General features: G+C 68.9%; 15 protein-coding genes and 1 pseudogene. 13 read left to right on the top strand and 3 right to left on the bottom strand.

The features are described 5' to 3' along the window. Positions 1–5: 5 nt before the first annotated feature. The 13 genes and pseudogenes from tssE to tagF all read left to right on the top strand — a co-directional run bounded on the left by tssE (position 6) and on the right by tagF (position 20113). Positions 6–512 (top strand): type VI secretion system baseplate subunit TssE, encoded by a 507-nt coding sequence (gene tssE, locus DIR46_RS07720; protein ID WP_109344718.1) that lies wholly within the window; start codon positions 6–8, stop codon positions 510–512. After that, positions 509–2395 carry a type VI secretion system baseplate subunit TssF gene (gene tssF, locus DIR46_RS07715; protein WP_109344717.1) on the top strand — a complete coding sequence of 629 codons (1887 nt, stop codon included), beginning with the start codon at positions 509–511 and terminating at the stop codon, positions 2393–2395. The genes tssE and tssF overlap by 4 nt, the downstream gene beginning before the upstream one ends. After that, positions 2380–3396, top strand: coding sequence for a type VI secretion system baseplate subunit TssG (tssG, locus tag DIR46_RS07710; RefSeq protein WP_109344716.1), 1017 nt, complete (start codon positions 2380–2382; stop codon positions 3394–3396). The genes tssF and tssG overlap by 16 nt, the downstream gene beginning before the upstream one ends. 19 nt (positions 3397–3415) lie before the next feature. After that, positions 3416–6168: pseudogene (tssH, locus tag DIR46_RS07705) on the top strand (type VI secretion system ATPase TssH). A gap of 3 nt (positions 6169–6171) precedes the next feature. Then, a complete protein-coding gene (locus DIR46_RS26555) occupies positions 6172–7335 on the top strand; it encodes an IQM protein middle domain-containing protein (protein ID WP_162819477.1) in 1164 nt (387 codons plus the stop codon). Between the two features lie 66 nt (positions 7336–7401). Then, positions 7402–8574 carry a hypothetical protein gene (locus DIR46_RS07695; RefSeq protein WP_109344714.1) on the top strand — a complete coding sequence of 391 codons (1173 nt, stop codon included), beginning with the start codon at positions 7402–7404 and terminating at the stop codon, positions 8572–8574. A gap of 162 nt (positions 8575–8736) precedes the next feature. Continuing rightward, on the top strand, positions 8737–9696 hold the full coding sequence (locus DIR46_RS07690) for a M35 family metalloendopeptidase (RefSeq protein WP_162819476.1): 960 nt from the start codon (positions 8737–8739) through the stop codon (positions 9694–9696). A gap of 159 nt (positions 9697–9855) precedes the next feature. After that, entirely contained in the window at positions 9856–11838 is a 1983-nt protein-coding gene (locus DIR46_RS07685) for a type VI secretion system Vgr family protein (protein WP_205289092.1), read from the top strand. A gap of 94 nt (positions 11839–11932) precedes the next feature. Continuing rightward, entirely contained in the window at positions 11933–13303 is a 1371-nt protein-coding gene (tagH, locus tag DIR46_RS07680; RefSeq protein WP_109344712.1) for a type VI secretion system-associated FHA domain protein TagH, read from the top strand. Then, positions 13300–14640: a type VI secretion system baseplate subunit TssK gene (tssK, locus tag DIR46_RS07675; protein WP_109344711.1), complete on the top strand. Its 1341-nt coding sequence runs from the start codon at positions 13300–13302 to the stop codon at positions 14638–14640. The genes tagH and tssK overlap by 4 nt, the downstream gene beginning before the upstream one ends. Before the next feature lies 1 nt (position 14641). After that, on the top strand, positions 14642–15997 hold the full coding sequence (gene icmH / locus DIR46_RS07670) for a type IVB secretion system protein IcmH/DotU (RefSeq protein WP_109344710.1): 1356 nt from the start codon (positions 14642–14644) through the stop codon (positions 15995–15997). Positions 15998–16004: 7 nt separating this feature from the next. Continuing rightward, complete coding sequence (tssM, locus tag DIR46_RS07665) at positions 16005–19499, top strand: type VI secretion system membrane subunit TssM (RefSeq protein WP_109344709.1); 3495 nt, start codon at positions 16005–16007, stop codon at positions 19497–19499. A gap of 8 nt (positions 19500–19507) precedes the next feature. Next, entirely contained in the window at positions 19508–20113 is a 606-nt protein-coding gene (tagF, locus tag DIR46_RS07660; RefSeq protein WP_109344708.1) for a type VI secretion system-associated protein TagF, read from the top strand. Between the two features lies 1 nt (position 20114). On the opposite strand, the gene DIR46_RS07655 is transcribed toward tagF, so the two are convergent. Genes DIR46_RS07655 through DIR46_RS07645 form a run of 3 tightly spaced genes read right to left on the bottom strand, consistent with a single transcriptional unit; the run spans position 20115 to position 23316 of the window. Next, positions 20115–21473: a serine/threonine-protein kinase gene (locus DIR46_RS07655; protein ID WP_205289091.1), complete on the bottom strand. Its 1359-nt coding sequence runs from the start codon at positions 21471–21473 to the stop codon at positions 20115–20117. A 44-nt stretch (positions 21474–21517) separates the two neighbouring features. Continuing rightward, positions 21518–22399, bottom strand: a complete 882-nt coding sequence (locus DIR46_RS07650) for a Tll0287-like domain-containing protein (protein ID WP_109344707.1) — start codon at positions 22397–22399, stop codon at positions 21518–21520. A 2-nt stretch (positions 22400–22401) separates the two neighbouring features. After that, the gene (locus DIR46_RS07645; RefSeq protein WP_109344706.1) at positions 22402–23316 is read right to left on the bottom strand and encodes a FecR family protein; all 915 of its coding nucleotides are present in this window, start codon (positions 23314–23316) and stop codon (positions 22402–22404) included. Positions 23317–23410: the final 94 nt, after the last annotated feature.

Below are 23410 nucleotides of genomic sequence, written 5' to 3'. Positions count from 1 at the left end.
CCGCCATGGCCGAACTGGCGCCGCGCGAGCGGCTGCAACCGTCGCTGCTGGACCGCCTGACCGACCACGAGCCGGACCAGGCGGTGGAGACGCGCGAACGCCGCGTGCTGTCCGAGCGCGGCCTGCGCGCGGGCGTCCTGCGCGACCTGGCCTGGCTGCTCAACACCACCAACCTGGAGGCGGGCGGCGCCATGCCGCGCCTGCCGCACCTGGCCGGCTCGGTGCTCAACTATGGCTTGCCGGACATCGCCGGCGTGTCGCAGGCTGGTATGAGCACGGCCGACCTCGAGCGCGCGATCCGCCAGGCTATCTGGGACTTCGAGCCGCGCCTGATCCGCGCTTCGGTGTCGGTCAAGGCCGTGGCCGCGCCGGAGGCGATCAGCAAGATCACGTTCGAGATCGAAGCCGATCTGTGGGCCCAGCCGTATCCGGAACACCTGTACCTCAAGACCGAGCTCGATCTGGACCTGCGCCAGCTCACCCTGCTCGACCGTGGTGCGCTGCGACCATGAGCAATCCACGCCTGCTGCGCTACTACAGCCAGGAACTGCAGCACCTGCGCGAGATGGGCGGCGAGTTTGCGGCCCAGTATCCGAAGATCGCCGGTCGCCTGGGCCTGGAGGGTTTCGAGTGCGCCGATCCCTACGTCGAGCGCCTGCTTGAAGGTTTTGCCTTCATGGCGGCGCGGGTGCAGATGAAGATCGACGCCGAGTACCCGCGCTTTACCCAGCACCTGTCGGAGCTGGTCTACCCGCACTTCCTGGCGCCGACGCCGTCGATGGCGATCGTGCAGTTGCAGCCCGACCCGGCTGACCCGGCGCTCGATGCGGGCTTTCACCTGCCGCGCGGCGCGGCCATGCGCAGCGTGCTGGGCAAGGACGACGCCACCGCCTGCGAATACCGCAGCGCGCATCCGGTCACGCTGTGGCCGATCGAGCTGGTCGAGGCGCGCCTGTTTCCCCTTGCCGGCGCCCTCGAAGGCGTCGAGGCGCGCCTGCCGCCGAATGTGCGCGCCGGCCTGCGCCTGCGCCTGCGCACCACCAACGACGCTCCATTCAGCGCGCTCGGCCTGGATCGCCTGGCGCTGCACCTGCGCGGCGGCGACGACCTGCCGGGCCGGATCTATGAAAAGCTGCTGGGCGCGGCCGAGGGTGTGCTGGTGATGCCGGGCAGCCGCCGGGGCGGCCACCTGCGGCTGCCGAAGACGGCGTTGCAGCCGCGCGGCTTCGACGAAGGCGATGCGCTGCTGCCCAGCGGCCAGCGCAACTTCCAGGGCTATCGGCTGCTGCAGGAGTATTTTGCGTTCGCCCAGCGCTTCCTGTTCGTCGAACTTTCCGGCCTGTCCCCGGCCATTGCGGCCTGCGCCGAAGCGGAACTCGAGATCGTCGTGCTGCTCGCGCACGGCGACACGCGCCTGGAGCAGGTGCTCGACGCCAGCCATGTCGCGTTGAACTGCACCCCGGTCGTGAACCTGTTCCAGCGCCGCGCCGACCGCATCGACCTGACGCAGGAACGCGCTGAATACCATGTGCTGCCCGATCGCACCCGCCCGCTCGACTTCGAGGTGCACCAGGTCGAGCGCGTGACGGGCCATGGCAGCGGCGCGCAGGCCGAGCAGGAGTTCCGGCCGCTGTATAGCGCGCATGACCTCGGCGCACATGGGGCGGGCGGCGCGGGCCAAGCCTATTTTCAGGTCCGACGCGAGCCGCGCGTGCTGTCGCCGGGCCAGCGCCAGCGCGGGCCGCGCTCGTCCTACGTCGGCAGCGAGACCTATATTTCCCTGGTCGACGCGCGTGAGGCACCGTACCGCCACGACCTGCGCCAGCTCGGCCTGACCCTGTGGTGCACCAATCGCGACCTGCCGCTGTCGATGCCGCTGGGTGTGGGCAAGACCGACTTCATCCTGGAGCAGGGCGGTCCGGTGCGGGCGGTGCGGGTGCTGGGCGGGCCGAGCCAGCCGTTTCCCTCGTTCGCGGAAGGCGGCGCGGCCTGGCGCCTGATCAACCAGCTGTCGCTCAACTACCTGTCGCTGGTCGACACCGACCCGGAACAGGGTGCGGGCGCGCTGCGTGAGCTGCTGGCCCTGTACTGCCATCCGCTCGACCTGGGCAGCCTGCGCCAGGTCGAGGGCGTGCGCTCGGTGGCGGCGCGCAGGGTGACCCGGCGCTTGCCCGGATCCGGACCGATCGCGTTTGGCCGCGGCCTGGAGATCACGGTCACCATGGACGACGCCGCGTTCGAGGGCGCGGGCGCCTTCGTGCTGGGTGCGGTGCTGAGCCATTTCTTTGCCCAGTACGTGTCCATCAATGCCTTCACCGAGACCGTGGTGCGCACCCATGGGCGCGGTGAAATCATGCGCTGGCCGGCGCGGGGAGGCGCATGCGCGATCCTGTAGAGACGCAACGACGTATCGAGCGGCGCGGGGCCGGCATGGACTTCTACCAGGCCTTGCGCCTGCTGGAGAACGCCCACCCGGACCAGCCGCGCATTGGGGCCTCGCTGCGGCCACGTGACGACGCCGTGCGCTTCGGCCAGGATCCGTCGCTCGGCTTCGAGCCAGGCGCGCTGGCTGGCGTGACGCCGGCCGGGGAAGGGCGCAATGCCGGCACGCGCCCGCGCCTGACGGTGAACTTCACGGGCCTGCTCGGCGCCAACGGACCGCTGCCGCTGCACATCACAGAATATGCCCGCGAGCGCATGCGCAACCACGGCGACCCCACCCTGGTCGCGTTCCTGGACGTGTTCCACCACCGGATGGTGTCGCTGTTCTACCGCGCCCGCGCCAGCGCCGATCCGGCAATCAGCCTGGACCGGCCAGACGGCGACCGTTTCGGCGACTACGTCGGCAGCCTGTTCGGCATCGGCACGCCGGCGCTGCGCGAGCGCGACGACATCGGCGACTTCGCCAAGCTGCACTTCGCCGGCCTGATGGCCAATGGGCGCCGCCCGGCCTCGGGGCTGGTGGCAATCCTGCGGGCCTACTTCGGGGCGCCGGTCGAACTCGAGCAATTCGTCGGCCACTGGATGCCGATCCCGTCCGAGGTCCAGAGTCGCATGGGCGCGCGCGAGCGCGGCAACCGCCTCGGCGCGTCCACGGTGCTCGGCACCCGGGTCTGGGACCGCCAGCACAAGTTCCGCCTGGTGATCGGGCCGCTCGATTACGCCGGCTACCAGCGCATGCTGCCGGGCGGCGCCAGCCTGCGCCGCCTGGTCGACTGGGTACACAGCTATGCCGGCCTGGCGCTCGACTGGGACCTGCGCCTGGTGCTCAGGCGTGAAGAAGTACCGCGGCTTGCGCTGGGCGGCAGGCAGCTCGGCTGGAGCACCTGGCTCGCCAGCGGCCCGGCCGAGCGCGACGCCCGCCAGCTATTGATCAATCCGGCCCACGCGGGCTGACCTTGCGAAAGAAACGAATATGGCCGAAATCAGCCGTGTCGCGCTGTTTGGAAAACTCAATGCCCTGTGCTACCGCGCGATCGAAGGCAGCACGGTGTTCTGCAAACTGCGCGCCAATCCCTACGTCGAGATGGTGCACTGGCTGCACCAGATCCTGCAGTTGCAGGATTCCGACGTGCACCGCCTGGTGCGCCACTATGAACTCGATGCCGCCGTGCTGGCGCGCGACCTGACGGCCGCGCTCGACCGCCTGCCGCGCGGCGCGACGTCGGTCACCGACCTGTCGTCGCAGCTGGAAGAGACCGTCGAGCGGGCCTGGGTGTATGCCACCCTGATGTTCGGCGAATCCCAGGTGCGCAGCGGCCACCTGCTGTTCGGCATGCTCAAGACCGCGAACCTGCGCAACGCGCTATACGCGGTCAGCCGCCAGTTCGAACGCATCAAGGCCGACGACCTGTCCGAGCGCTTCGCGTCGCTGTTGAAGGAGTCGCCCGAAGCGAATCTGGGCGCCAGCGACGGCTTCGAGGCATCCGGCGCCCCGGGCGAAGCATCGGGCGCGCTCGCCCCGGCCCAGATGGGCAGGCAGGAAGCGCTCAAGAAATTCACGACCGACCTGACCGAGCAGGCCAGGAGCGGCACGATGGACCCGATCGTCGGGCGCGACGACGAGATCCGGCAGATGGTCGACATCCTGATGCGGCGCCGCCAGAACAATCCGATCATGATCGGCGAGGCGGGCGTGGGCAAGACCGCGGTGGTCGAGGGCTTCGCCCAGCGCATCGCGCGCGGCGACGTGCCGCCGAGCCTGACGGAGGTGCGCCTGCTGGCGCTGGACGTCGGCCTGTTGCAGGCTGGCGCCAGCATGAAGGGCGAATTCGAGCAGCGCCTGCGGTCGGTGATCGACGACGTTCAGGCCAGCGAGAAGCCGGTGATCCTGTTCATCGACGAGACCCATACCCTGGTCGGCGCCGGCGGCGCGGCCGGCACCGGCGACGCCGCCAACCTGCTAAAACCCGCGCTGGCGCGCGGCACCCTGCGCACCATCGGCGCCACCACGTTCGCCGAATACAAGAAGCACATCGAGAAAGACCCGGCGCTGACTCGCCGCTTCCAGAGCATCCAGGTCGATGAGCCGGACGAGGAACGGGCGATCCGCATGATGCGCGGCGTGGCCTCGACCATGGAACAGCACCACCGGGTGCAGATCCTGGACGAGGCATTGGAGGCGGCGGTGAAGCTGTCGCATCGCTACATCCCGGCGCGCCAGCTGCCCGACAAGGCCGTGAGCCTGCTCGACACCGCCTGCGCGCGCGTGGCGGTGAGCCTGCACGCCACCCCGGCCGAAGTCGACGACAGCCGCAAGCGCATCGAGGCGCTGGAGGTCGAGATGGGCATCATCCGGCGCGAAGGCGCGATCGGCTTCGAGGTCGGCGCGCGTGCCCGCGAGGCCGAGGTCGCGCTGGGCCAGGAGCACGAGCGGCTGGCTGCGCTCGAGCGGCGCTGGGCCGGGGAACGCGAACTGGTCGACGAGCTGCTGGCGCTGCGCGCCCGGCTGCGCGATGGCGCCTTGCCGGTCGACGGCAATGTCGTGGCGCAGGACGAAGAGCGGCGCAGCCTGTTGAAAGAGCGGCTGAGCGTGGTGCAGGCGCAGTTGGCCGAACTCCAGGGCGAGACGCCGCTCATCCTGCCGACGGTCGACTACCAGGCAGTGGCGGCGGTGGTCGGCGACTGGACCGGCATCCCGGTCGGCCGCATGGCGCGCAACGAGATGGAGACGATCCTGAACATCGGCACCATCCTGGCCCGGCGCGTGATCGGCCAGGACCATGCGATGGAGATGATCGCGCGCCGCATCCAGACCGCGCGCGCGGGCCTGGACAACCCGAACAAGCCGGTGGGCGTGTTCCTGCTGGCCGGCACCTCGGGCGTGGGCAAGACCGAGACCGCGCTGGCGCTGGCCGAAGCGCTGTATGGAGGCGAGCAGAACCTCATCACGATCAATATGAGCGAGTTCCAGGAAGCGCACACGGTATCGACCCTGAAAGGCGCGCCGCCGGGTTATGTCGGCTACGGCGAAGGCGGGGTGCTGACCGAGGCTGTGCGCCGCCGTCCCTATTCGGTGGTGCTGCTCGACGAAGTGGAGAAAGCGCATCCCGACGTGCACGAGATGTTCTTCCAGGTGTTCGACAAGGGTTATATGGAAGATGGGGAAGGGCGGTTCATCGACTTCAAGAACACGCTCATCATCCTGACCACCAATACCGGCACCGAATTGATCTCGCGCCTGTGCAGCACGCCGGAGCAAGTGCCGGATCCCGACAGCATGGCTGGCGCCCTGCGCAAGCCGCTGCTGGAGGTGTTTCCGCCGGCGCTGCTGGGGCGGCTGGTGACGATTCCGTATTACCCGCTGACTGATGCGATGCTGGGGAGATCGTGCGGCTGCAACTGGAGCGTATCAAGGGGCGGATCGAGGCCCGCTACAGGATTCCGTTCGCATATGGCGACGATGTGGTCGAGCTGGTGGTGTCGCGCTGTACCGAGAGCGAGTCCGGTGGACGCATGATCGACGCGATCCTGACCAATACGATGCTGCCGGATATGTCGAGTGTATTCCTCTCGTCGATGATCCAGGACTGTACGATCGGCGGTGTGCGCATCGATGTCTGCAACGGCGAGTTCTCGTATGTCGTCGATGGCGGTGCGCGTCCCCGGCTTGCAGTGAATCAGCCGCAAGCGTCGAACGATGGCCCGGCGGCTTCAATCAGTGAGTAAAACATGAATATACCTACCGTCGCGCAATTCGATTCGCTGACTGGACGAAGTGGAGTCGGGCGCATCTTCAAGACAAAGTCGGATTTTCAAGAAATCAAGGGTGCACTTCGGGCAGTACAGAATGCAGCGCATGACCTGCCCGCAAAGCTCGACGCAGTAAGACGCCTGAGACGCGGATGCATCTCCTGGTTGACCGCGAATGCTCGCCGGGAACGTGCCAGTCAGGCGACAATCCTCTCTGTTCTCGATAGCACAAAGCCAGTGTTCGTCCAGATTACCAATGACTTGTTCAGGAACGAGCAATCGTCTTCTGGCGACGCAGTCGCGACTATTCCTGTGCCGCTGTTGGCGTTTGGACGAGAACTACTGCAACGCCATGGCGCTGGCGCACGCGACGTACCCAGGGTCGGCAACAGCCTCGATAGCCACTATGCACGCGAAATGCAGGCCAGGCATTGGGGGCCGACGATTGCCGGGACGGCGGAGCTACGGTACCAGGTCTACCGTGCCCACGGCGGATTGCTCAGCATCGGCGCGTTCGTGGACCGTGTCTTCCTGATCAATATGGAAGATGACCCGACCGGGATGTATCTTGGCGGCGGCAACAGTGCGAATGTCGATGCGTTAAGGCATGGCGTGACGTATTGCGATGAAACGCAACGGGAATCGTATGCCCTGACGATCCAGAACGGTCGGATCCATGACGCCAGCGGCAATCTGTTCGACACCAGCAGTCGCGAGACGGCTTTTTCCGGACACGGGTGGGCGATCTTTGTGCTCGGTTTCGACAATCGCCTGTATGCCAATTCCCATATCGTGAACATGTTTCATCATTCCAGCTTCTTCGCCGGAGGCCCCGTGCAATGCGGTGGCGAACTGTGTTGCATTGCTGGGAGGCTGCGCTACATCACCAGCAAGACCGGGCATTACAAAAGTGGAAGAAACGAGTTCTACCGTGTGCTCAGCTTCCTGGAATATCAAGGCGTGGTGCTGAACAACGCGCTCGCCGCTGCGGATATCAGGGCCAACCAGAAATATTTCCGGGCGTCGGCCATTTACCATGCGCACGGCAAGGAGCCGGGCGATGCCACCCCGGTCCTGACAACGAGCCCGCCCAAGCTGACGGCCCCCGGCGTGCCGCATTGGCCGACGGTGATGGGCCCATGAGGCCTGGCGGAATCGATCGTCGATGCGCAGGCCGCTGCGTCCAATTCACTAACAGGAACTCACACGATGGCACGCTTGAATATCGGGGGCGCAGAGCTCCGTTTTTCCATGGACGAGTTCGATCGCCTGGCGCGCGATGCGGGCGCGGTATTCGGTAATCGCGTCTTCACCAGCGAGCTGCAGCCCTTGCGCGACGTGGTCGCCGGCACTGCGGTGCGGCCGCGCGAGGTGATCCAGTCGATCGCGCGCATCTCGCCCGAAAAGCGCCAGAAGTACCGGAAAGTGATCGACTATATTGCCTTCCACTATCCGGACCTCATACCGGGCGGCGATATCGAGGCGGTGCTCGATCCGGCGGCTGACTTCGGTACTACGTTCGCACAGGAGTATGCGCAAATGCTGCCTGGCGATTTCATGGATCTGCTTTATGGCGCCGCCCTGGCGCGCGGAGGGGCGCCATATGTCGGGCAGGGCGCACGCATCTGCGACGATCTCAATAACACCGCGAAGATCGGTAATGGCGCGGCGTTTGGCCGGCAGTGGAACGGCAGAGGTGTCCTGGGAACGACCGCGGCGCGGGCGGAGACAGTCATCCAGGACAGCATCGCCAATCCCGGTGTGCTCGCGCCCCACCGCCCGCCGATCCTTCAGGGCACCCGACAGGCGCATGTCACGAGCTTGATGGCATCGCGACTGAATCCTGTGACCGCGCTCGAGATGGACACGGCAAGACTGAGGAAGGACAGGCAGGTATCGGCGGATCGGGTCCAGCGAATGAACGAGATAGACAATCCGAGGGACAGGCGTATCGAACAGCATCTATGGGCGCATGCGCGCATGGTCAAGAGCGTGCGCCGGGCGTGCAAGGGTGGCATCGCCATGGTGGCGTCTTTGTCTGGATATACAGCAGTCAATGCCAAGGTCCATTTTGTGCTCGATCGCCTCGGGGATCTTGGGAGGGTGGCGATGAAGCAACCGCTCGCCGGCGACAGCGAGTTCCTCGCGATCACGACATCGGAGCTGGTGTTTTGTCACCGCTATTGGAAAAGTACGGAGTTCCCCCTTTCAAACGTCGTCAAGTTTTACGTCAATGGCCGGCGAGTCACCGCACCCTGGGACGGCGACTGGCGCATGAATGACTACAGGGGAGATCCAGTCGTCTCGAACCAGGAAGCCTGGCGGCGCTACGAACTGGCGCGCGGCATGCGTAGCGTGCCCAAGTCCTTTCCCCGATTCTGAGATGCGGGCACCCAGATCGTGCTTCAGGCACAGCATCGGCACGCGCCGATGGCCAATACAAGGAGTTTTGGATTGGGATATCGATACATAGGCCGGGCCTTGGCGACGATCAGTCGTCTATCGTGCGAAACGGCAGACTGGGCTGCGTGCCGGCTCACCGTCATGCGCGAGCCGGAGATCTTTGCGCTCAATCTGCGTCTCGACTATGGGCTGTTGGCGTTCAGCATGCGCAAGGTGGAGACGTATGGCGGAGGCGCCCAGCGACCCGAGATTGCCGACTGGCGCCGCGCGGTCGAGTTGTTGCAAAGACTGAGCGGGGCAAATGCGAGCGCGAGCTTCGATGAGCAGGCGTGCCGGGAATTCGTCATGACGTTCAACGCACCCGCACAACCCTCAAGAGGGGTCTTTCTCCGGCCAAGCTTCTGGGCTTTCGCATCCTCGAACGAGCGCGCATGGACCATGGCGGCCTGGCGCGAAGCCATGGAAGCCATGCGTTGCGGGCTGCGTACAGCGATGATCGCGCAGCAGCGCGCGGGGGCATCGCGTACGCTCGTCGAGCGGTGGTTCGGGGCCGGCCAGGCCGGTATCGTGGCGGAGCGCTTGCGTACGATACTGACCAACGCCAATTCTACCCTCGTTGGCATCTGTTACGAGGGAATCGGCGCTGGTGCTGCCGGTGCCTGGACAACCCGCCTTCGTGAGTTTGCAGGCGATCAGATGGCGAGCGAAGTCCGTATGTCGGCGGAATGGGGGTGGTCGGCTCCGCAGGGAGCTACGCACCAGTCGATCGGCTTCGGCGCCATGTTCTTCAATGAGAATACGCGCAAGTGCATGGTGCGTGTGCATGATGCGTCGGTGAGCAGGATGGACGTCACGCGCGGTGGCGCAGTCGTTCATGAGTTGTCGCACCGTCTTGGAAAAACGCTCGACGTCATGCTTCCCGATACCGTCTACCAGCATTCGGGGAAGGCGCTGCCGAAAAAGGAGAAAGAACGCAAGGTCGGGTACGGCACCCTGGCCTGTGCGACGCTCGGTCAGGTGGAGCCGACGCTGGCGACGAAGAATGCCGACAACTATCGCCTGTTCTGCGAGGAAGCCGTCTATACAAAGCCGGCCAGCTAATGCGGTTGCGCCGTCCTTGCGCGGTGCAGGAATTGTCCAGGGTTCGGTGCATCCATCGCGTGCCGAACCGCGTATTTGTCGAGATCGCGCTTGAGTTGCGCGAGCCAGAAAACTTGTCCGCACCACGAAGCGAAGAATCTCGACACCCAGCCGCAACCCATGTCCATCCTGCCCACCCAAACCCAACGCGAGGTCTCCGTCAAGACCGTCCTCGGCGCCGACGTCCTCCTGTTCAAGCGTATGCACTGCAGCGAAGCGCTGGGCCGGCTGTCGGAGTTTCGGATCGAGCTCGCCTCGGAGCGCGGCGACATCCGCATCGCCGACGTCCTCGGCACCGACCTGACGGTCAGCGTCGACCTGGCCGAAGGGGGGCAGCGCCACTTCCACGGCATCGTCACCCAGTTCTCCTACCAGGGCTGGCGCGACGACAAGCCGTCCTACCAGGCGGTCGTGCATCCGGCCCTGTGGCTGCTCACGCGCGCCACCAATTGCCGCATCTTCCAGGACAAGAGTGCGCTCGAGATCGTCAAGGCGGTGGTGGCCGAGTACGGCGGGCTGGTCTCGCTGAAAGACGGGCTGCTGTCATCCACACCGGCGCCTCGCACCTACTGCGTGCAGTACCGGGAAAGCGACTTCAATTTCGTCTGCCGCCTGCTGGAAGAAGAAGGCATCTACTTCTACTTCGCGCACCGGGACGGCGCGCATACACTGGTGCTGGCCGACGGCTATGGCGCGCACCAGACGGTGGGCGGCTACGAAACCATCCTGTTTCGTGACGAAGAGGAGGGGCGCGATCCGCTCAAGGAGACCGTGACCCGCTTCGCTCCCGGCGGCGAGATCCAGCCCAGCGTCGTCACGCTCAACGACTTCGATTTCGAAAAAGCCTCGGCCAGCACCAGCGGCGCCCTGCTGGCCAAGGCGAATATTCCGGCTCCGTTCGACCAGCGGCGCTACGAGCACTACGACTATCCGGGGCGCTATGTGGCCGCCGGCGTCGGCAACGCTTTTGCACGCGCGCGCATCGAGGCCCTGCACGGCCAGGGCGAATGCATCGAGGCCACTGGCAATGCGCGTGGCCTGACGGTTGGCGCGCTGTTCACGCTGGCCGAGCATCCACGCAGCGACCAGAACCGGGCCTTCCTGATCACGGGCGCACAAACCGAAATCACCGGCAACGACTACCGCACCGATGGGGCGAACGAGGGCTTGGATTTCCGCACCGTGTTCGAGGCGATCGGCAAGGAGCACGCCTACCGCGCCCCGGCCGGCGCCAAGAAGCCGGTGGTGCAGGGGCCGCAGACCGCCATGGTGGTGGGCAAAAGCGGCGAAGAGATCTGGACCGACCAGTATGGCCGCATCAAGGTGCAATTCCACTGGGACCGCGACGGCAGGTCGGACGAGACCAGCTCGTGCTGGGTGCGCGTGCAGCAGGGCTGGGCCGGCAAGGGCTGGGGCATGATGTTCGTGCCGCGCGTCGGCATGGAAGTCGTGGTCAGCTTCCTCGAGGGCGACCCCGACCGGCCGCTGGTGACGGGCTGCGTCTACAACGGCGACGCCATGCCGCCGCACGCGCTGCCGGCAAAACAGACCAGGTCGACCATCAAGTCGAACAGCTCGAAGGGCGGCGCTAACTTCAATGAACTGCGCTTCGACGACAAGAAGGGTGCCGAGCAGTTCTATATGCACGCGGCGCGCGACCTGGAGCAACGCATCAAGGGCGACGCCCTGGCCTGGGTCGGCGGCGACCACCACACCAGGGTAGGCAAGGACAGCATCGAGCAGGTCGACGGCGACCGCCATTACAAGATCGGCGGCGACCGCCGTGAAGAAACCGGCGGCTCGGCGACTCAGGAGGCTGCCCTGAACATGGTGGTCGAGGGCGGCATGAAGTCGGCGCTGTACGCCGGTCAGACCGTGCACATCAAGGCCGGCATGAACGTCGTCATCGAAGCCGGCGCCAACATCACGCTGAAGGCCGGCGCCGCCTTTCTCAGCGTGGGTCCGGCGGTGATCGTCGGCTCGACCATGCCGCTGCCGATGCCGTCGGCATCCACCGCAGTGAATGCGGCGGTGCTGGCCGCCACCATCCGGCCAGGGGCACCGCCGGTCGCACCGCGCGAAGCCGACGACGGCAAGAGCTGAGCATCGCTTCCTCGGGAGGACGGCGCGACCTGCGTCCAACACTCGGTTCCTCGCGTAAGTCTCTTGCACCCGGCCCTGAACCCAAGGAAATGACATGAAACTGCGACTGCATGTGCTGAGCTACCGCGACCAGCCGCCGCCCGAGCCGATCCAGGCCGAGTTCGGCGCCGAGGGCGGCATGGTCGGTCGCGCGCCCGGCAACCAGCTGGTGCTGGAAGACCCGGACAAGTACGTGTCGCGCAGCCACGCCAGCGTGACCCTGCGTGACGGCCGGTATTACCTGACCGATGCGGGGAGCAACCCGAGCATCGTTAACGACCGTCCGCTGGGCGCCGGCTCCGAGGTCGCGCTGGACGACGGCGACCGCATCGTGGTCGGCGACTATGTGCTGCAGGCGGTGCTGGAAGGTGCGGTCGCGGACGACGCCACGATGATGGCGCCCGCACCCATCGCCGCGTCCATTCCAGTTTCTACTCCCGCTTCTATTCCCGTTTCTGCGCCGGCGTGGCCCTCGGCGCCGTTCGATCCCGGGCCGCCAGACAGCCTGGCCGGCGCCCGCATCCTCGATGGCGCCGCCGCTGCGGTCGGCGACGATCCGCTGGGCCTGGGGCTGTCCGGCATCGCAGGGAAGGCCGCGCATGGCGCCAGGCCCGCCGCCGAACATGACCACGTGCCGCCGGAGCGGCAGGCGTTCGCGCCGCCGCCGGTGTTCGCCGCCATCCCGGCCGACTACGATCCGCTGGCGGACCTGCAGGGGGCCGCGCCACCGCCGCCGCTGCCGCCGACACCCGTTCCGCCACCCGCGGCCATCGAGCCACCGCCCGCTACAGCGCCGGCCGCCGAGAGCGCGGTGCTGCAAGCCCTGCTCGACGGCCTGGGCCTGCCCCAGCTGCGCACCAGCCACGCGCCGGAAGATCTGGCGCGGCTGGCCGGCGAACTGCTGCGCGGCCTCACCGCCGGCACGATGGACGTGCTGGTGGCGCGCGCGCTGACTAAGCGCGAAAGCCATATCGACATGACGATGATCGCCCCGCGCGCCAACAATCCGCTCAAGTTCTTCCCCGATGCCGGCAGCGCGCTGGGCCAGATGCTGGGCGCCGGGATGCCCGGCTACCTGGCGCCGCAGGCGGCGGTGCAGGGCGCCTTCGACGACCTCAAGGCGCATGAACTGGCCGTGATCGCCGGCATGCGCGCGGCGCTCGGCGCCGTGGTGCAGCGTTTCGACCCGGCGCGCATTGAGGGACGCCTGAGCGAGCCGGAACGCTTCGACCGGCTGCTGCCGGCCGGCCGCAAGGCGCGCATGTGGGACCGCCTGGTCGAGCTGTACGGCGAGCTGGCGCGCGACGCCGACGAAGACTTGCAGCGCCTGTTCGGCGAAAAATTCTCCAGCGCCTATGCGCAGCAGGTCGAGCGCCTGCGCGCCGGGCAACCGTCTTCAACCCCTGATTCCTCAGAAACTCCATGACGTGGCAAAGTAAAGTAGTCTGGTCCGAGGGGATGCTGCTGCAGCCCCAGCACCTCCAGCAGCACGACCGTTACCTGGCGACCCAGCTCGAGGCGCGCGTCGGCGCGCTGCGGCCCTATGCCTGGGGCGTGTCGCGGCTCGAGATCGACCAGCAGCAGCTGGCTTTGGGCAAGCTGGCCTTGCAGGCCTTCAGCGCCGTGCTGCCCGACGGCACGCCGATCGGTGCGCCGAGCGAGGACGAGTTGCCGCTGCCGATCGACATCCCGCCCGATGCGCGCGACGTCACGGTGGTGCTTGCGCTGCCCGTGCGGCGCCATGGCATGCCCGAAGTCGACGATCGCCCCGGACTGGACAACTTCGCCCGCCATGGGAGCCGCGAATACGAAGCCTGGGATAGCAATGGCCTGGACAGCAGCGCGCTCATGACCGTCGGCAAACTGCGCCTGCGCCTGGCGCTGGCGAGCGAGGTGGCCGACGCCTGGGTCACGCTGGGCGTGGCGCGCGTCATCGAAAGGCGCGCCGACAATTGGGTCGTGCTCGATCCGGCCTATTGTCCGCCGGCGCTCGACGTGCGCGCGGCGCCGGCCTTGAAAGGCTTCCTCGACGAGCTGCTTGGCCTGCTGCACCAGCGCGGCGAGGCCCTGGCCGCGCGCCTGGCCCAGCCGGCCGGCGCCGGCGCCGCCGATATCGCCGACTTCCTGCTGCTGCAGCTGCTTAACCGCAGCCAGCCGCTGGTGGCCCACCTGGCCGGCATGAGCGGCCTGCACCCGGAAGCGCTGTACCGCGAACTGGTGCGCCTGGCCGGCGAGCTGGCCACCTTCACCCGCGCCGACAAGCGGCCAAGCCCGTATCCGGTCTACCGCCACGATGCGCTCGACGCCAGCTTCGCGCCTCTGATGCTCGAGCTGCGCCGCTCGCTGTCGGCGGTGATGGATCCGCATGCGGTGCCGATCCCGCTCGAAGAGCGCCAGTTCGGCATCCGGGTGGCGGTGCTGCCCGACCGCGCGCTGCTGCACTCGGCCACTTTTGTCCTCGCGGTGCAGGCGCAGCTGGCGCCGGAGGCGGTGCGCGCGGGCTTCCCGCCGCAGGTCAAGATCGGTTCGGTGGAGACGATCCGCGACCTGGTCAACCTGCAACTGCCCGGCATCGCGCTGCGTCCGCTGCCGGTGGCGCCGCGCCAGCTGCCCTACCTGGCCGGCCATACCTACTTCGAACTCGACCGCGGCAGCGACTACTGGCAGCAGTTGTCCAATTCCGCCGGCTTCGCCATGCATATTGCAGGCAGCTTCCCGGGATTGCAGATGCAGTTCTGGGCGATCCGTCTCCAGGCTTCCTGACATGAACCCACACGAATCCCACGACGCCGGGCAGGACCCGGACCGCACCCTGCTGGTCCCGCGACCGGGCCAGCGGCCGCCGCAGCCGGCGGCCATACCCGCACCGGCATCGACTTACACCTCCGCTCCCGTCGCTCCGGCAAGCCGGCCGCTTCCACCGGCGCCGCCCGGCGTCGGCCTGAACCCGCTGGCGCGCGCCGCCGCGCCGCTGCTGGAACTCGTGGTGCCGCTGCGCACGCTCGCCACCGCGCCCGACCTGGCAACGCTTCGCGCTCAGTTGACCGATGCCGTACGCCGTTTCGAAAGCGATGCCCGCGACGCCCGCATCGACGCCGAGACCATCGCCGCCGCGCGCTATGCACTGTGCACCCTGGTCGACGAGACCATCTCCAGCACGCCCTGGGGCGGCGGGGTGTGGGGCCGGCGCAGCCTGCTGGTGGAGTTCCACAACGAGGCCTGGGGCGGCGAGAAATTCTTCCTGGTCCTGCAGCGCCTGAGCGCCGATCCGCGGCGCCACCTGGACGTGCTGGAACTGATGTACCTGTGCCTGGCGCTGGGCCTGGAGGGGCGCTACCGGGTGCTGGAGCGCGGCCACGAGCAGCTTGTCCTGCTGCGCGAGCGCCTGCTGGCTCTGATAGGCCAGCAGCGCGGCCAGCGCGAGCACGACCTGTCGCCGCACTGGCGCGGACACGGCCGGGCGCAGCCGCGCATGCTGATCTGGCCGCCGTGGGTGATGGCGGTGTGCGCCGGCGTGGTCCTGCTGCTGCTCCAGCTCACCTATGGCGCGCTGCTCAACCGCGCTTCCGATCCGGTCTACGCCCGGATGGCGGCGCTGCGCGCGGCGCCGCCGGCGCGCGTGGTGGCCGCGCCCGTGCCAGCGGCTGGCCCGACGCCGCTGGCGGCCGCGCTGGCGCTGGAAATCGACGCCGGGCAGGTAGCGGTGAGCGGCAATGCCGAGCGCGCCGTGCTGACCCTGCGCGGCGACGGCGGTTTCGCCTCCGGCAGCGACGAAGTATCGAAGCGCCTGCTGCCGGTGCTGGAGCGCATCGGCGACGTGCTGCGCACCCAGCCGGGCAGGGTGGTGGTGATCGGCCATACCGACGACACCCGGCCCTCGCTGTCGGCGCGGCTGCCGTCCAATTTCGACCTGTCTAAGGCGCGCGCGCGCACCGTCGCGGCGCTGCTGGCGCAACGCGCCGGTGGCGCCGAGCGCTTCGCCAGCGAAGGCCGCGCCGACACCGAGCCAGTGGCGCCCAACGATAGCCCCGCCAACCGCGCGCGCAACCGGCGCGTCGACATCGTGGTCATGGCGCCGACGGCATCCACTTCACCGCGCCAGCCGGCCGGCCTTGATTGAGAGATCCATGAACCGTTTCATCCCCCACTGGCTGCGCAAGCCGTGGATACCCACCTTGCTTGCACTGGCCCTGCTGGTCGTCCTGATTTGGTTCTGGGCGCCGCTGTTTGACGCCGGCGCCAGCCTGCGCTGGATGCTGATCGCGCTCTTGATGATGCTGGCGGCGGCCTGGTTCGCCGCGCGCCTGTGGCTGGCGCGGCGCCGTCACCGCGCGCTGATGGATGGCATGGCGCCGGCAACGCCGGCTGCCGCCGAATCCGATCCGGCAGCGGCCGACGTGGCCGCGCTCGGCCAGCGCATGCGCGCCGCACTGGCCGTGCTGCGCACCGCGAATCCCGGCTGGCGCATGCGCGGCCGCTACCTGTACGAGCTGCCCTGGTATGTGTTCGTCGGCGCGCCAGGCAGCGGCAAGACCACGGCGCTGACCCGTTCCGGGCTCGAGTTCCCGCTGGCCGAGACCCTCGGCCCGGACGCCATCGGCGGCATCGGCGGCACCCGCCACTGCGACTGGTGGTTCACCGACGAAGCGGTGCTGCTCGACACCGCCGGGCGCTACACGACCCAGGACAGCCAGCTCGAGGTCGACCGCGCGGCCTGGAGCGGCTTTCTGGGCCTGCTGCGCAAGCACCGGCCGCGGCGTCCGATCAACGGCGTCATCGTGACCATCAGCGTGGACGACCTGCTGCTGCAGCCGCGCGCCGCGCGCGAAGCCCAGGCGCGCGCGGTGCGCGCCCGCATCCAGGAACTGCAGGAGCGCCTGGGACTGGCCTTTCCGGTGTACGTCATCGTTACCAAGAGCGACCTGCTGGCCGGCTTCACCGAATTCTTCGAGCCGCTCGGGCGCGAGGAGCGGGCCCAGGTCTGGGGCATGACGTTCTCGCTGGCCGACAGCGGCGCGCCGGCCCGGGCCCTGGCGGCCTTCCCTGAAGAATTCCGGGCGCTGGAAACCCAGCTGCAGCTGCGCATGCTGGAACGCATGCAGCAGGAGCGCGACCTCGGACGGCGCGCCCTGATCCATGGCTTCCCGCGCCAGTTCGCGGCGCTGGAAGAAGCGCTGGCCAACTTCCTGCAGGCGGTGTTCTCGGCCAACCGCTTCGAGCAGCCGGCGCTGCTGCGCGGCGTCTACTTCACCAGCGGCACGCAGGAAGGAACCCCGATCGACCGGGTGATGTCGTCGCTGGCGGCATCGTTCGGCCTGCGGGACCGCGCGCTGCCGCCCAGGCCGGAGAGCGGGCGCAGCTACTTCCTGACCCGCCTGATGCGCGACGTGATCTTCCGTGAGGCGGGGCTGGCGGGCCTGAACCCGCGCGCTGAGCGCCGGCGCCGCTTGCTGCAATGGGGCGTCCTGGCCGGCGGCGCGGCGCTGGCGCTGCTCCTGGCCGTGGCCCTGAGCGTCAGCTACCTGCGCAACGCGCGCCTGGTCGAGGAATCGGATGCGGCGGTCGCCGTGCTGGCGCGCCAGGCCGCGGCCGCGCCGCTCGACGGCGACGAGTTGAGCGTGCTGCCGCTGCTGGCGTCGGCGCGCACGCTGCCCGCCGGCTATGCCCAGCGCGAGCGCGACGTGGCGCTGCTCGAGCGCATGGGCCTGTACCAGGGCGAAAAGCTGGGCGACGGCGCGCAGGCCGCCTATCGGCGCCTGCTGCGCGCGACCCTCGAGACGCGCATCGTGGCGCGCATGGAAAACGTGCTGCGCCGGGGCGACGCGGGCGGGCAGGACCTGCTGTACGACACCCTGCGGGTCTACCTGATGCTGGGCCAGCGCCAGCACTTCGACCCGGCCGCGGTCCAGGCCTGGGTCGAATCCGAGTGGGAGCGCGGCCTGGCGGGGGCCGGTGCGACGGAGCGCGCGCAGCTGGCGGCGCACCTGGAGGCGCTGCTGGAGCAGGACGACGCTCCGGAGCCGGTACAGCTGGACGCGGCGCTGGTGGCGCAGGCGCGCCAGGCGCTGGCCGGCATGTCGCTGTCCGAGCGCATCTATGGCGTGGCGAAGCGCCAGGTCGCGCAGGAGGCGCTGCCCGAGTTCAGCGTCAGCCGCGCGCTCGGGCGCGATGCCTCGGGCGTGCTGGCGCGCGCGAGTGGCGAGCCGTTGGGACGCGGCGTGAACGGCTTGTACAGCGTGGCCGGCTACCGCCGCTTCGCCCAACTGAGCTGGCTGGCGGTGGCCGACATCGCGCGCGACGACTGGGTGCTGGCGCGGCGCGAAGCCAATAACGGCCCGGAGGGCGTGGCGGCGGCGCGCGAGGCGGTGCTGCAGCTGTACTTCGCCGACTACATCCGCGCCTGGGATACCTTCCTGGGCGATCTGCGGCTGGCGCCGCTGGCCAGTCTCGACGACGCGGCGCGGGTCAGCAATGCGCTGGGCGGCGCCGATTCGGCCTTGCGCGTGCTGCTGACCGGCGCCGCGCGCGAGACGGCGCTGGCCGCGGTCAAGGCCGACGGCTTGCCGCCCGGCGTCGGCAAGCGGGTGCAGGACAGGTTCGGCCGGGCGCGGCGCCAGCTGGAGGCGGTGTTCGGCGCCCAGCCGACGCTGCAGTCACCGCCGCAGTCGCCGCAACAGCACCCTGTCGACAGCCACTTCGCGGCGCTGCACCGGCTCGTCAAGGGCCCGGCGCCGACCCAGCTCGAGCAGATGCTGGCCCTGGTCAGGGATGCCGCGCTGTACTTCGATGCCGCCGAGGGCGCGCGCCGCAGCGGCGCGCCGGCGCCGGCGCAGGACGCCCTGGTGCGGCTCAAGCGCGCCGGGGAGGGGCAGTCGGCGCCGCTGCCGGCCATGTTCAAGGGCGTCCACGACGCCGGCGCCAGCCTGGCCCAGGGCGGCGAGCGCGCGCGCCTGAACGCCCTGTGGAACGCCGGCCCGGCGCAGTTCTGCCGCGACGCCATCGCCGGACGCTATCCGGTCGACCGCGCCAGCGGGGTTGACGCCACCGCCGACGATTTCGGCAAGTTCTTCGCGCCCGGCGGCCTGATGGACGATTTCTTCACGCGCCACCTGGCCGGCTTCGTCGACATGGGCGGCGCGCGCTGGCGCTGGCGCGCGGCGGGCAGCCTCGCCGGCGCCTCGCAGGCGGCGCTCGATGCTTTCCAGCGCGGCGCGCGCCTGCGCGACATGTTCTTTGCCGGCGGCGCGCGCCAGCCCACCTTGCGCTTCACGCTGCGCCCGCTGGCGTCCGACGCCGTCCTGGCCGGGGCCAGGCTCGAGATCGACGGCCAGGAAGTGGCCGCCAGCGGCCAGGCGGCGGTGTCCCTGCTGCTCCCCAGCGGCAAGGGCGATGGCCAGGTGCGGCTGTCGGCGCCGGGAGTCAAGGCCGAGCTGCGCGGCGACGGTCCCTGGGCCTGGCTGCGCACCGTCGACCGCGGCGTGCTCGAGCCGCTGCAGCCCGAGCGCTACCGCCTCGGCCTGAGCCTGGACGGCCGCAAGGCGAGCTGGGAGCTGACCGCGGGCAGCGTGATCAATCCATTCCGGCGCGAGGTCACCGGCTTTGCCTGTCCGGCTGCGCTTTGACCCAATCCATGAATGGCAAGCTGGCCGCGCCAGGCCTGTTCGGCAAGCTGGCCAGCCATGGCGACTTCGTCCAGCGCCGCCTGGCGCCGGATTTCGTGGCGGCCTGGGACACCTGGCTGCAGCAGGGGATACGCGAAGGCCGCCTGCGCCTTGGCGCGGCTTGGCGCGAGCGCTACCTGCACGCGCCGCTGTGGCGCTTCGTGCTGGCCCCTGGCGTGTGCGGCCAGGCCGGGATGGCCGGCGTGCTGCTGCCGAGCCTCGACCGGGTCGGGCGCCATTTTCCGCTAACCCTGGCCGCGCCGCACGACCACGCGGCGTCCTGCCTGCTCGACCTGGCGACGACAGGCATGGACTGGTTCGACCGGCTGGCCGACCTGGCCGTGTGCGCGATGTGGGGCGACCTGGCGGTGGACGAACTCGAGCCGGCGCTGGTGCGCCTGGGCGGGCTGCCGCGCCGGACGTCAGGGACTGCATCGGCGTTTCCCGAAGCCCGTGAATGCCGGGCCCTGTTCTGGACCGAGGGCGAACCTGGCGTGGAGCCGCTTCTGCTGCTGCACCATGCCTTGCCCGATGCGTCGACCCTGGGCGCGATGCTCGCGCAGGCGTGCGACTGATTCAGGGCGTGTCGGCCAGCGCGCGCGCCGCACCGAGGAAACGCGCGCGCGCGGCGGGCGCCTCGATCTGCTCCGCCACCAGGTCGACCAGCGCCGTGCGATCGGCGGCCCGGGACAGCGCGCGCTTGACGACGATGGCGGCGATCGGCCCGATTTCCATTGCCAGCAGGCGCACGAGCACGGCGCCGAAGGCGGGGTCCAGGGGCGGCGCCGCCGCATCGTCGGCTTCCGGCGCTTGCCCGAGCGCCGCCAGACTGGCGGCGAAATCGGCGCGCGCAGTGGGCGAGGGGATCTGCTCCAGCAGCCGCTCTCCCAGGGTGGCGAAATCCGGCGCGTCGGCCGCGATCCGGCGCAGCAGGAGCCGCGCGACGGGACCGATCTGCGCGGTCAGCAAGGCTTCCAGTTGCGGCAGCACGGCCAGCTTCCAGGCCGTGAGCTCGGCCGTCAGGCCATGCCGGGATGGCTCGGCGGCGCTCGCCGGCAGTGCCGGGGGCGCGGACAGCAGCACGGTGGCGTCGGCATCCGGGCCGGCCGCGGCGGCAGCCGCTTCCAGTGCCTGCAGGAAGGCGGCGGCATCGGCGAAGCGCGCCTCGGGCGTCTTGGCCAGCGCGCGCATGACCACCGCGTCGAGCGCGGCCGGCAGCAGGGGATTGACGCGTGAAGGCGGCGCCGGACTATGGGTCAGCACCTGCTGCATCACGGCCGCGGTGGTGCCGGAAAACGGACGCTGGCCGGTCAGCAGCTGGTACAGCACCACGCCGGCCGAGAACAGGTCGCTGCGGCTGTCGATGGCTTCGCCGCGGAACTGTTCGGGCGACATATAGCTGGGCGTGCCGAGCATGGCGCCGGTCTGGGTCAGCGTGGACGACTCGATGCGGGCGATGCCGAAGTCGCCGACCTTGATGCGGCCGTTGCGCGTGACCAGCAGGTTGGCGGGCTTGATGTCGCGATGGACCACGCCATGGGCATGCGAGTAATCGAGCGCGGCCAGCAGGTCGCGCATCCAGGCCAGCACCTGGGGCAGGGCGCAGGCTTGCTGGTTGCTCAGTTCCGATAGTGGGCGACCATCGACGAATTCCATCGCGATCCAGGCCAGGTCGTTCGCTTCGCCGTATTCGTGCACCGCCACGATGTTGGGATGCATCAGCCGGCCGGCGGCCTGGGCCTCGGTGCGAAATCGCCGCAGCAGTTCCTCCGCCCCGTCCGCATCGCCCGGGCGGTGCTGGACGGTCTTGAGCGCGAGCGTGCGCTCGATCAGCGGATCGAAGGCGCGGTAGACCACGCCCATCGCGCCCCGGCCGAGGATGGCGTCGAGGCGGTACTTGCCGATCTGGCGCGGCAACGCATCGACTTCACTCATGGATTTCAATCATCGACTTCACTCATCGACCTCACTCACGGACTTCACTCATCGAGCATTTTCATCGCGCTGTTCAAGCTGGTGCGCATGCGGTCGAAGGAGCGCGCCAGGCCGGCAAGTTCGTCGCCGCCCCGGGTGTCGATGTCGGCGGCGTCGGCGCGCCCCAGGCTGACGTCGTCGGCGACGCGCGACAGGTGGCCGATGCGGCGCGTGACGAACAGGTGCACCATCGCATTGAGCGCGACGAACAGGAAGCCGAAGATCCCGAGCAGCGACAGCATATAGGTCTGCAGCAGCGTGCGCGCGCGCGCCAGCGGCACCTCCATCGGCACCGACACCACGTGGGCGCCGACGGTCTCGCCCAGCTTCCAGCCGAAACCGCGCTCGCTGCCGTAGATGTCGCGCATGGTGGCCGGCGCGTCCTCGGGCTTGCCGTGGCAGGCCAGGCAGGCCGCGTCGCGGATGCGGATCGGCCGTGCGACATACAGCGCCGGCCCGGCGGCCGCCACGTGCTGGCCCACTAGCTCGGCGGTCTGGGGCTCGGCGCGCAAGCGGTCGACCAGCGGCTTTTCGAATTCGTCGGCGCGGTTGCGCGGATTGGTCGGGTTGAGCGTGGCCTGCTTGTAGCTGTAGTTGGGATAGGCCTTGAGCAGCTGGTTCAGGTGCTCGATGGCGGCGAAGGTCGGCACCGCCTCGGGCAGGAACTCGAACTTGAGGCGGTTTTCCAGCAGCGGCGTGACATGGGCGCTGGTGTACTTGCCGGCCGCGTCGGAGGCCTGCATCAGCAGGCGCGCATGCTGCAAGGTCTCTTCGCGGGCATTCTCGACCAGCATCGCATTGGTGACGACGCCGGCGGCGCAGAAGCCGAATACGGACACGGCCAGGAAGACCAGGTTGAACTTGGCGGCGAGCGAACGGATTTTCATGGTCAGAACAGGTGGTTTTGCGGCGTATTGGCGCGATTGCTGGCACGGATGCCGACGGCGCGCTGGCGGCGCAGCGCGTCGCGCCACTCCGGCTGGTCGGCGAGCAGGTCCTCGACCTCGTTGCGGAACACGGCGTCCTCGAGACGCGCGGCGAACTGCATGGCCAGGCGACGGCGCAGTGCCGGGCCGGCATCGCGCCAGGCGGCGACATCAAAGGCGGAGATTTCGCGCTGCGGCCGCGGTTCGGCCGCGCGCGCCCGCGCCGCGACCCCGATCAGGGGATCGAGGAAGGCGCGCGGCAGCTGCTGCACGAACAGGCGCGGCGCACGCGGAATGACCGTGAGCGGGCGGGTGGACGGCCGCGCAGCATATTGTTCGCGGCCCACCGCGACGGCGCGCATGCCACTTGGTCCGCCCGGGCCATTATCGGTGACGGATACGGCGCCGCTCTCGACGAACAACTCCGCGCCCTCGGGCGCCAGGCGCAGGATGCCGCTGGCGCCGGCGGCCGGCAGCGAGAGCAGGCCAGCGTCGAGCGCCAGGCGCCCGCCCGCCGGGGCGCCGGTGGCGAACTTGCCCCATCCACGCAGCAGGCTGGCTGCGGGCGCCGCGCCGGCGTCGCTGACGAGCACGCTGCTGGCCGGGCCGAGCGCGAGGCGGGCGCCGTTGGACCATTCGATCTGGACCGTGCCGGCATTCGATTCGACGATGTCGCCCGCCTGCAGTCGCACGCCGGCCGGCGCATGGTAGACGGTGGTCTTGCGGATCAGGCGCGATGGCTGTTCGGCATGCGAGACGAGGGCGTTTTGGGCCAGGGCGGGCGCGGCGGCGAACAGCTGCGCCAGCGCACACACGAGCAGGGCGAGGCCCCACCGCGGCCTGCGCGACGGGCCGCGGAATGGGTGAAATGAGTGCATGGGCGTGAGTCGGGTAGTGGGATCCTACGCCGACTTACGCGCCCCAGGCCTTTCCGGATGCAGTCATCCAGTGTCGTGAATTGAAATCTCGAAC

Source organism: Massilia oculi (assembly GCF_003143515.1).
GTDB classification, from domain to species: Bacteria; Pseudomonadota; Gammaproteobacteria; order Burkholderiales; family Burkholderiaceae_D; genus Telluria; species Telluria oculi.
Note: the sequence above shows the minus strand (reverse complement) of the source record. Positions and strands in the feature narration are given on the sequence as shown.

Excerpts from the sequence above, each read along its gene's own strand:
- tssE (WP_109344718.1), top strand. The coding sequence starts at position 6 with ATGGCCGAACTGGCGCCGCGCGAGCGGCTGCAACCGTCGCTGCTGGAC.
- tssF (WP_109344717.1), top strand. The coding sequence starts at position 509 with ATGAGCAATCCACGCCTGCTGCGCTACTACAGCCAGGAACTGCAGCAC.
- tssG (WP_109344716.1), top strand. The coding sequence starts at position 2,380 with ATGCGCGATCCTGTAGAGACGCAACGACGTATCGAGCGGCGCGGGGCC.
- DIR46_RS26555 (WP_162819477.1), top strand. The coding sequence starts at position 6,172 with ATGAATATACCTACCGTCGCGCAATTCGATTCGCTGACTGGACGAAGT.
- DIR46_RS07695 (WP_109344714.1), top strand. The coding sequence starts at position 7,402 with ATGGCACGCTTGAATATCGGGGGCGCAGAGCTCCGTTTTTCCATGGAC.
- DIR46_RS07690 (WP_162819476.1), top strand. The coding sequence starts at position 8,737 with ATGCGCGAGCCGGAGATCTTTGCGCTCAATCTGCGTCTCGACTATGGG.
- DIR46_RS07685 (WP_205289092.1), top strand. The coding sequence starts at position 9,856 with ATGTCCATCCTGCCCACCCAAACCCAACGCGAGGTCTCCGTCAAGACC.
- tagH (WP_109344712.1), top strand. The coding sequence starts at position 11,933 with ATGAAACTGCGACTGCATGTGCTGAGCTACCGCGACCAGCCGCCGCCC.
- tssK (WP_109344711.1), top strand. The coding sequence starts at position 13,300 with ATGACGTGGCAAAGTAAAGTAGTCTGGTCCGAGGGGATGCTGCTGCAG.
- icmH (WP_109344710.1), top strand. The coding sequence starts at position 14,642 with ATGAACCCACACGAATCCCACGACGCCGGGCAGGACCCGGACCGCACC.
- tssM (WP_109344709.1), top strand. The coding sequence starts at position 16,005 with ATGAACCGTTTCATCCCCCACTGGCTGCGCAAGCCGTGGATACCCACC.
- tagF (WP_109344708.1), top strand. The coding sequence starts at position 19,508 with ATGAATGGCAAGCTGGCCGCGCCAGGCCTGTTCGGCAAGCTGGCCAGC.
- DIR46_RS07655 (WP_205289091.1), bottom strand. The coding sequence starts at position 21,473 with ATGAGTGAAGTCGATGCGTTGCCGCGCCAGATCGGCAAGTACCGCCTC.
- DIR46_RS07650 (WP_109344707.1), bottom strand. The coding sequence starts at position 22,399 with ATGAAAATCCGTTCGCTCGCCGCCAAGTTCAACCTGGTCTTCCTGGCC.
- DIR46_RS07645 (WP_109344706.1), bottom strand. The coding sequence starts at position 23,316 with ATGCACTCATTTCACCCATTCCGCGGCCCGTCGCGCAGGCCGCGGTGG.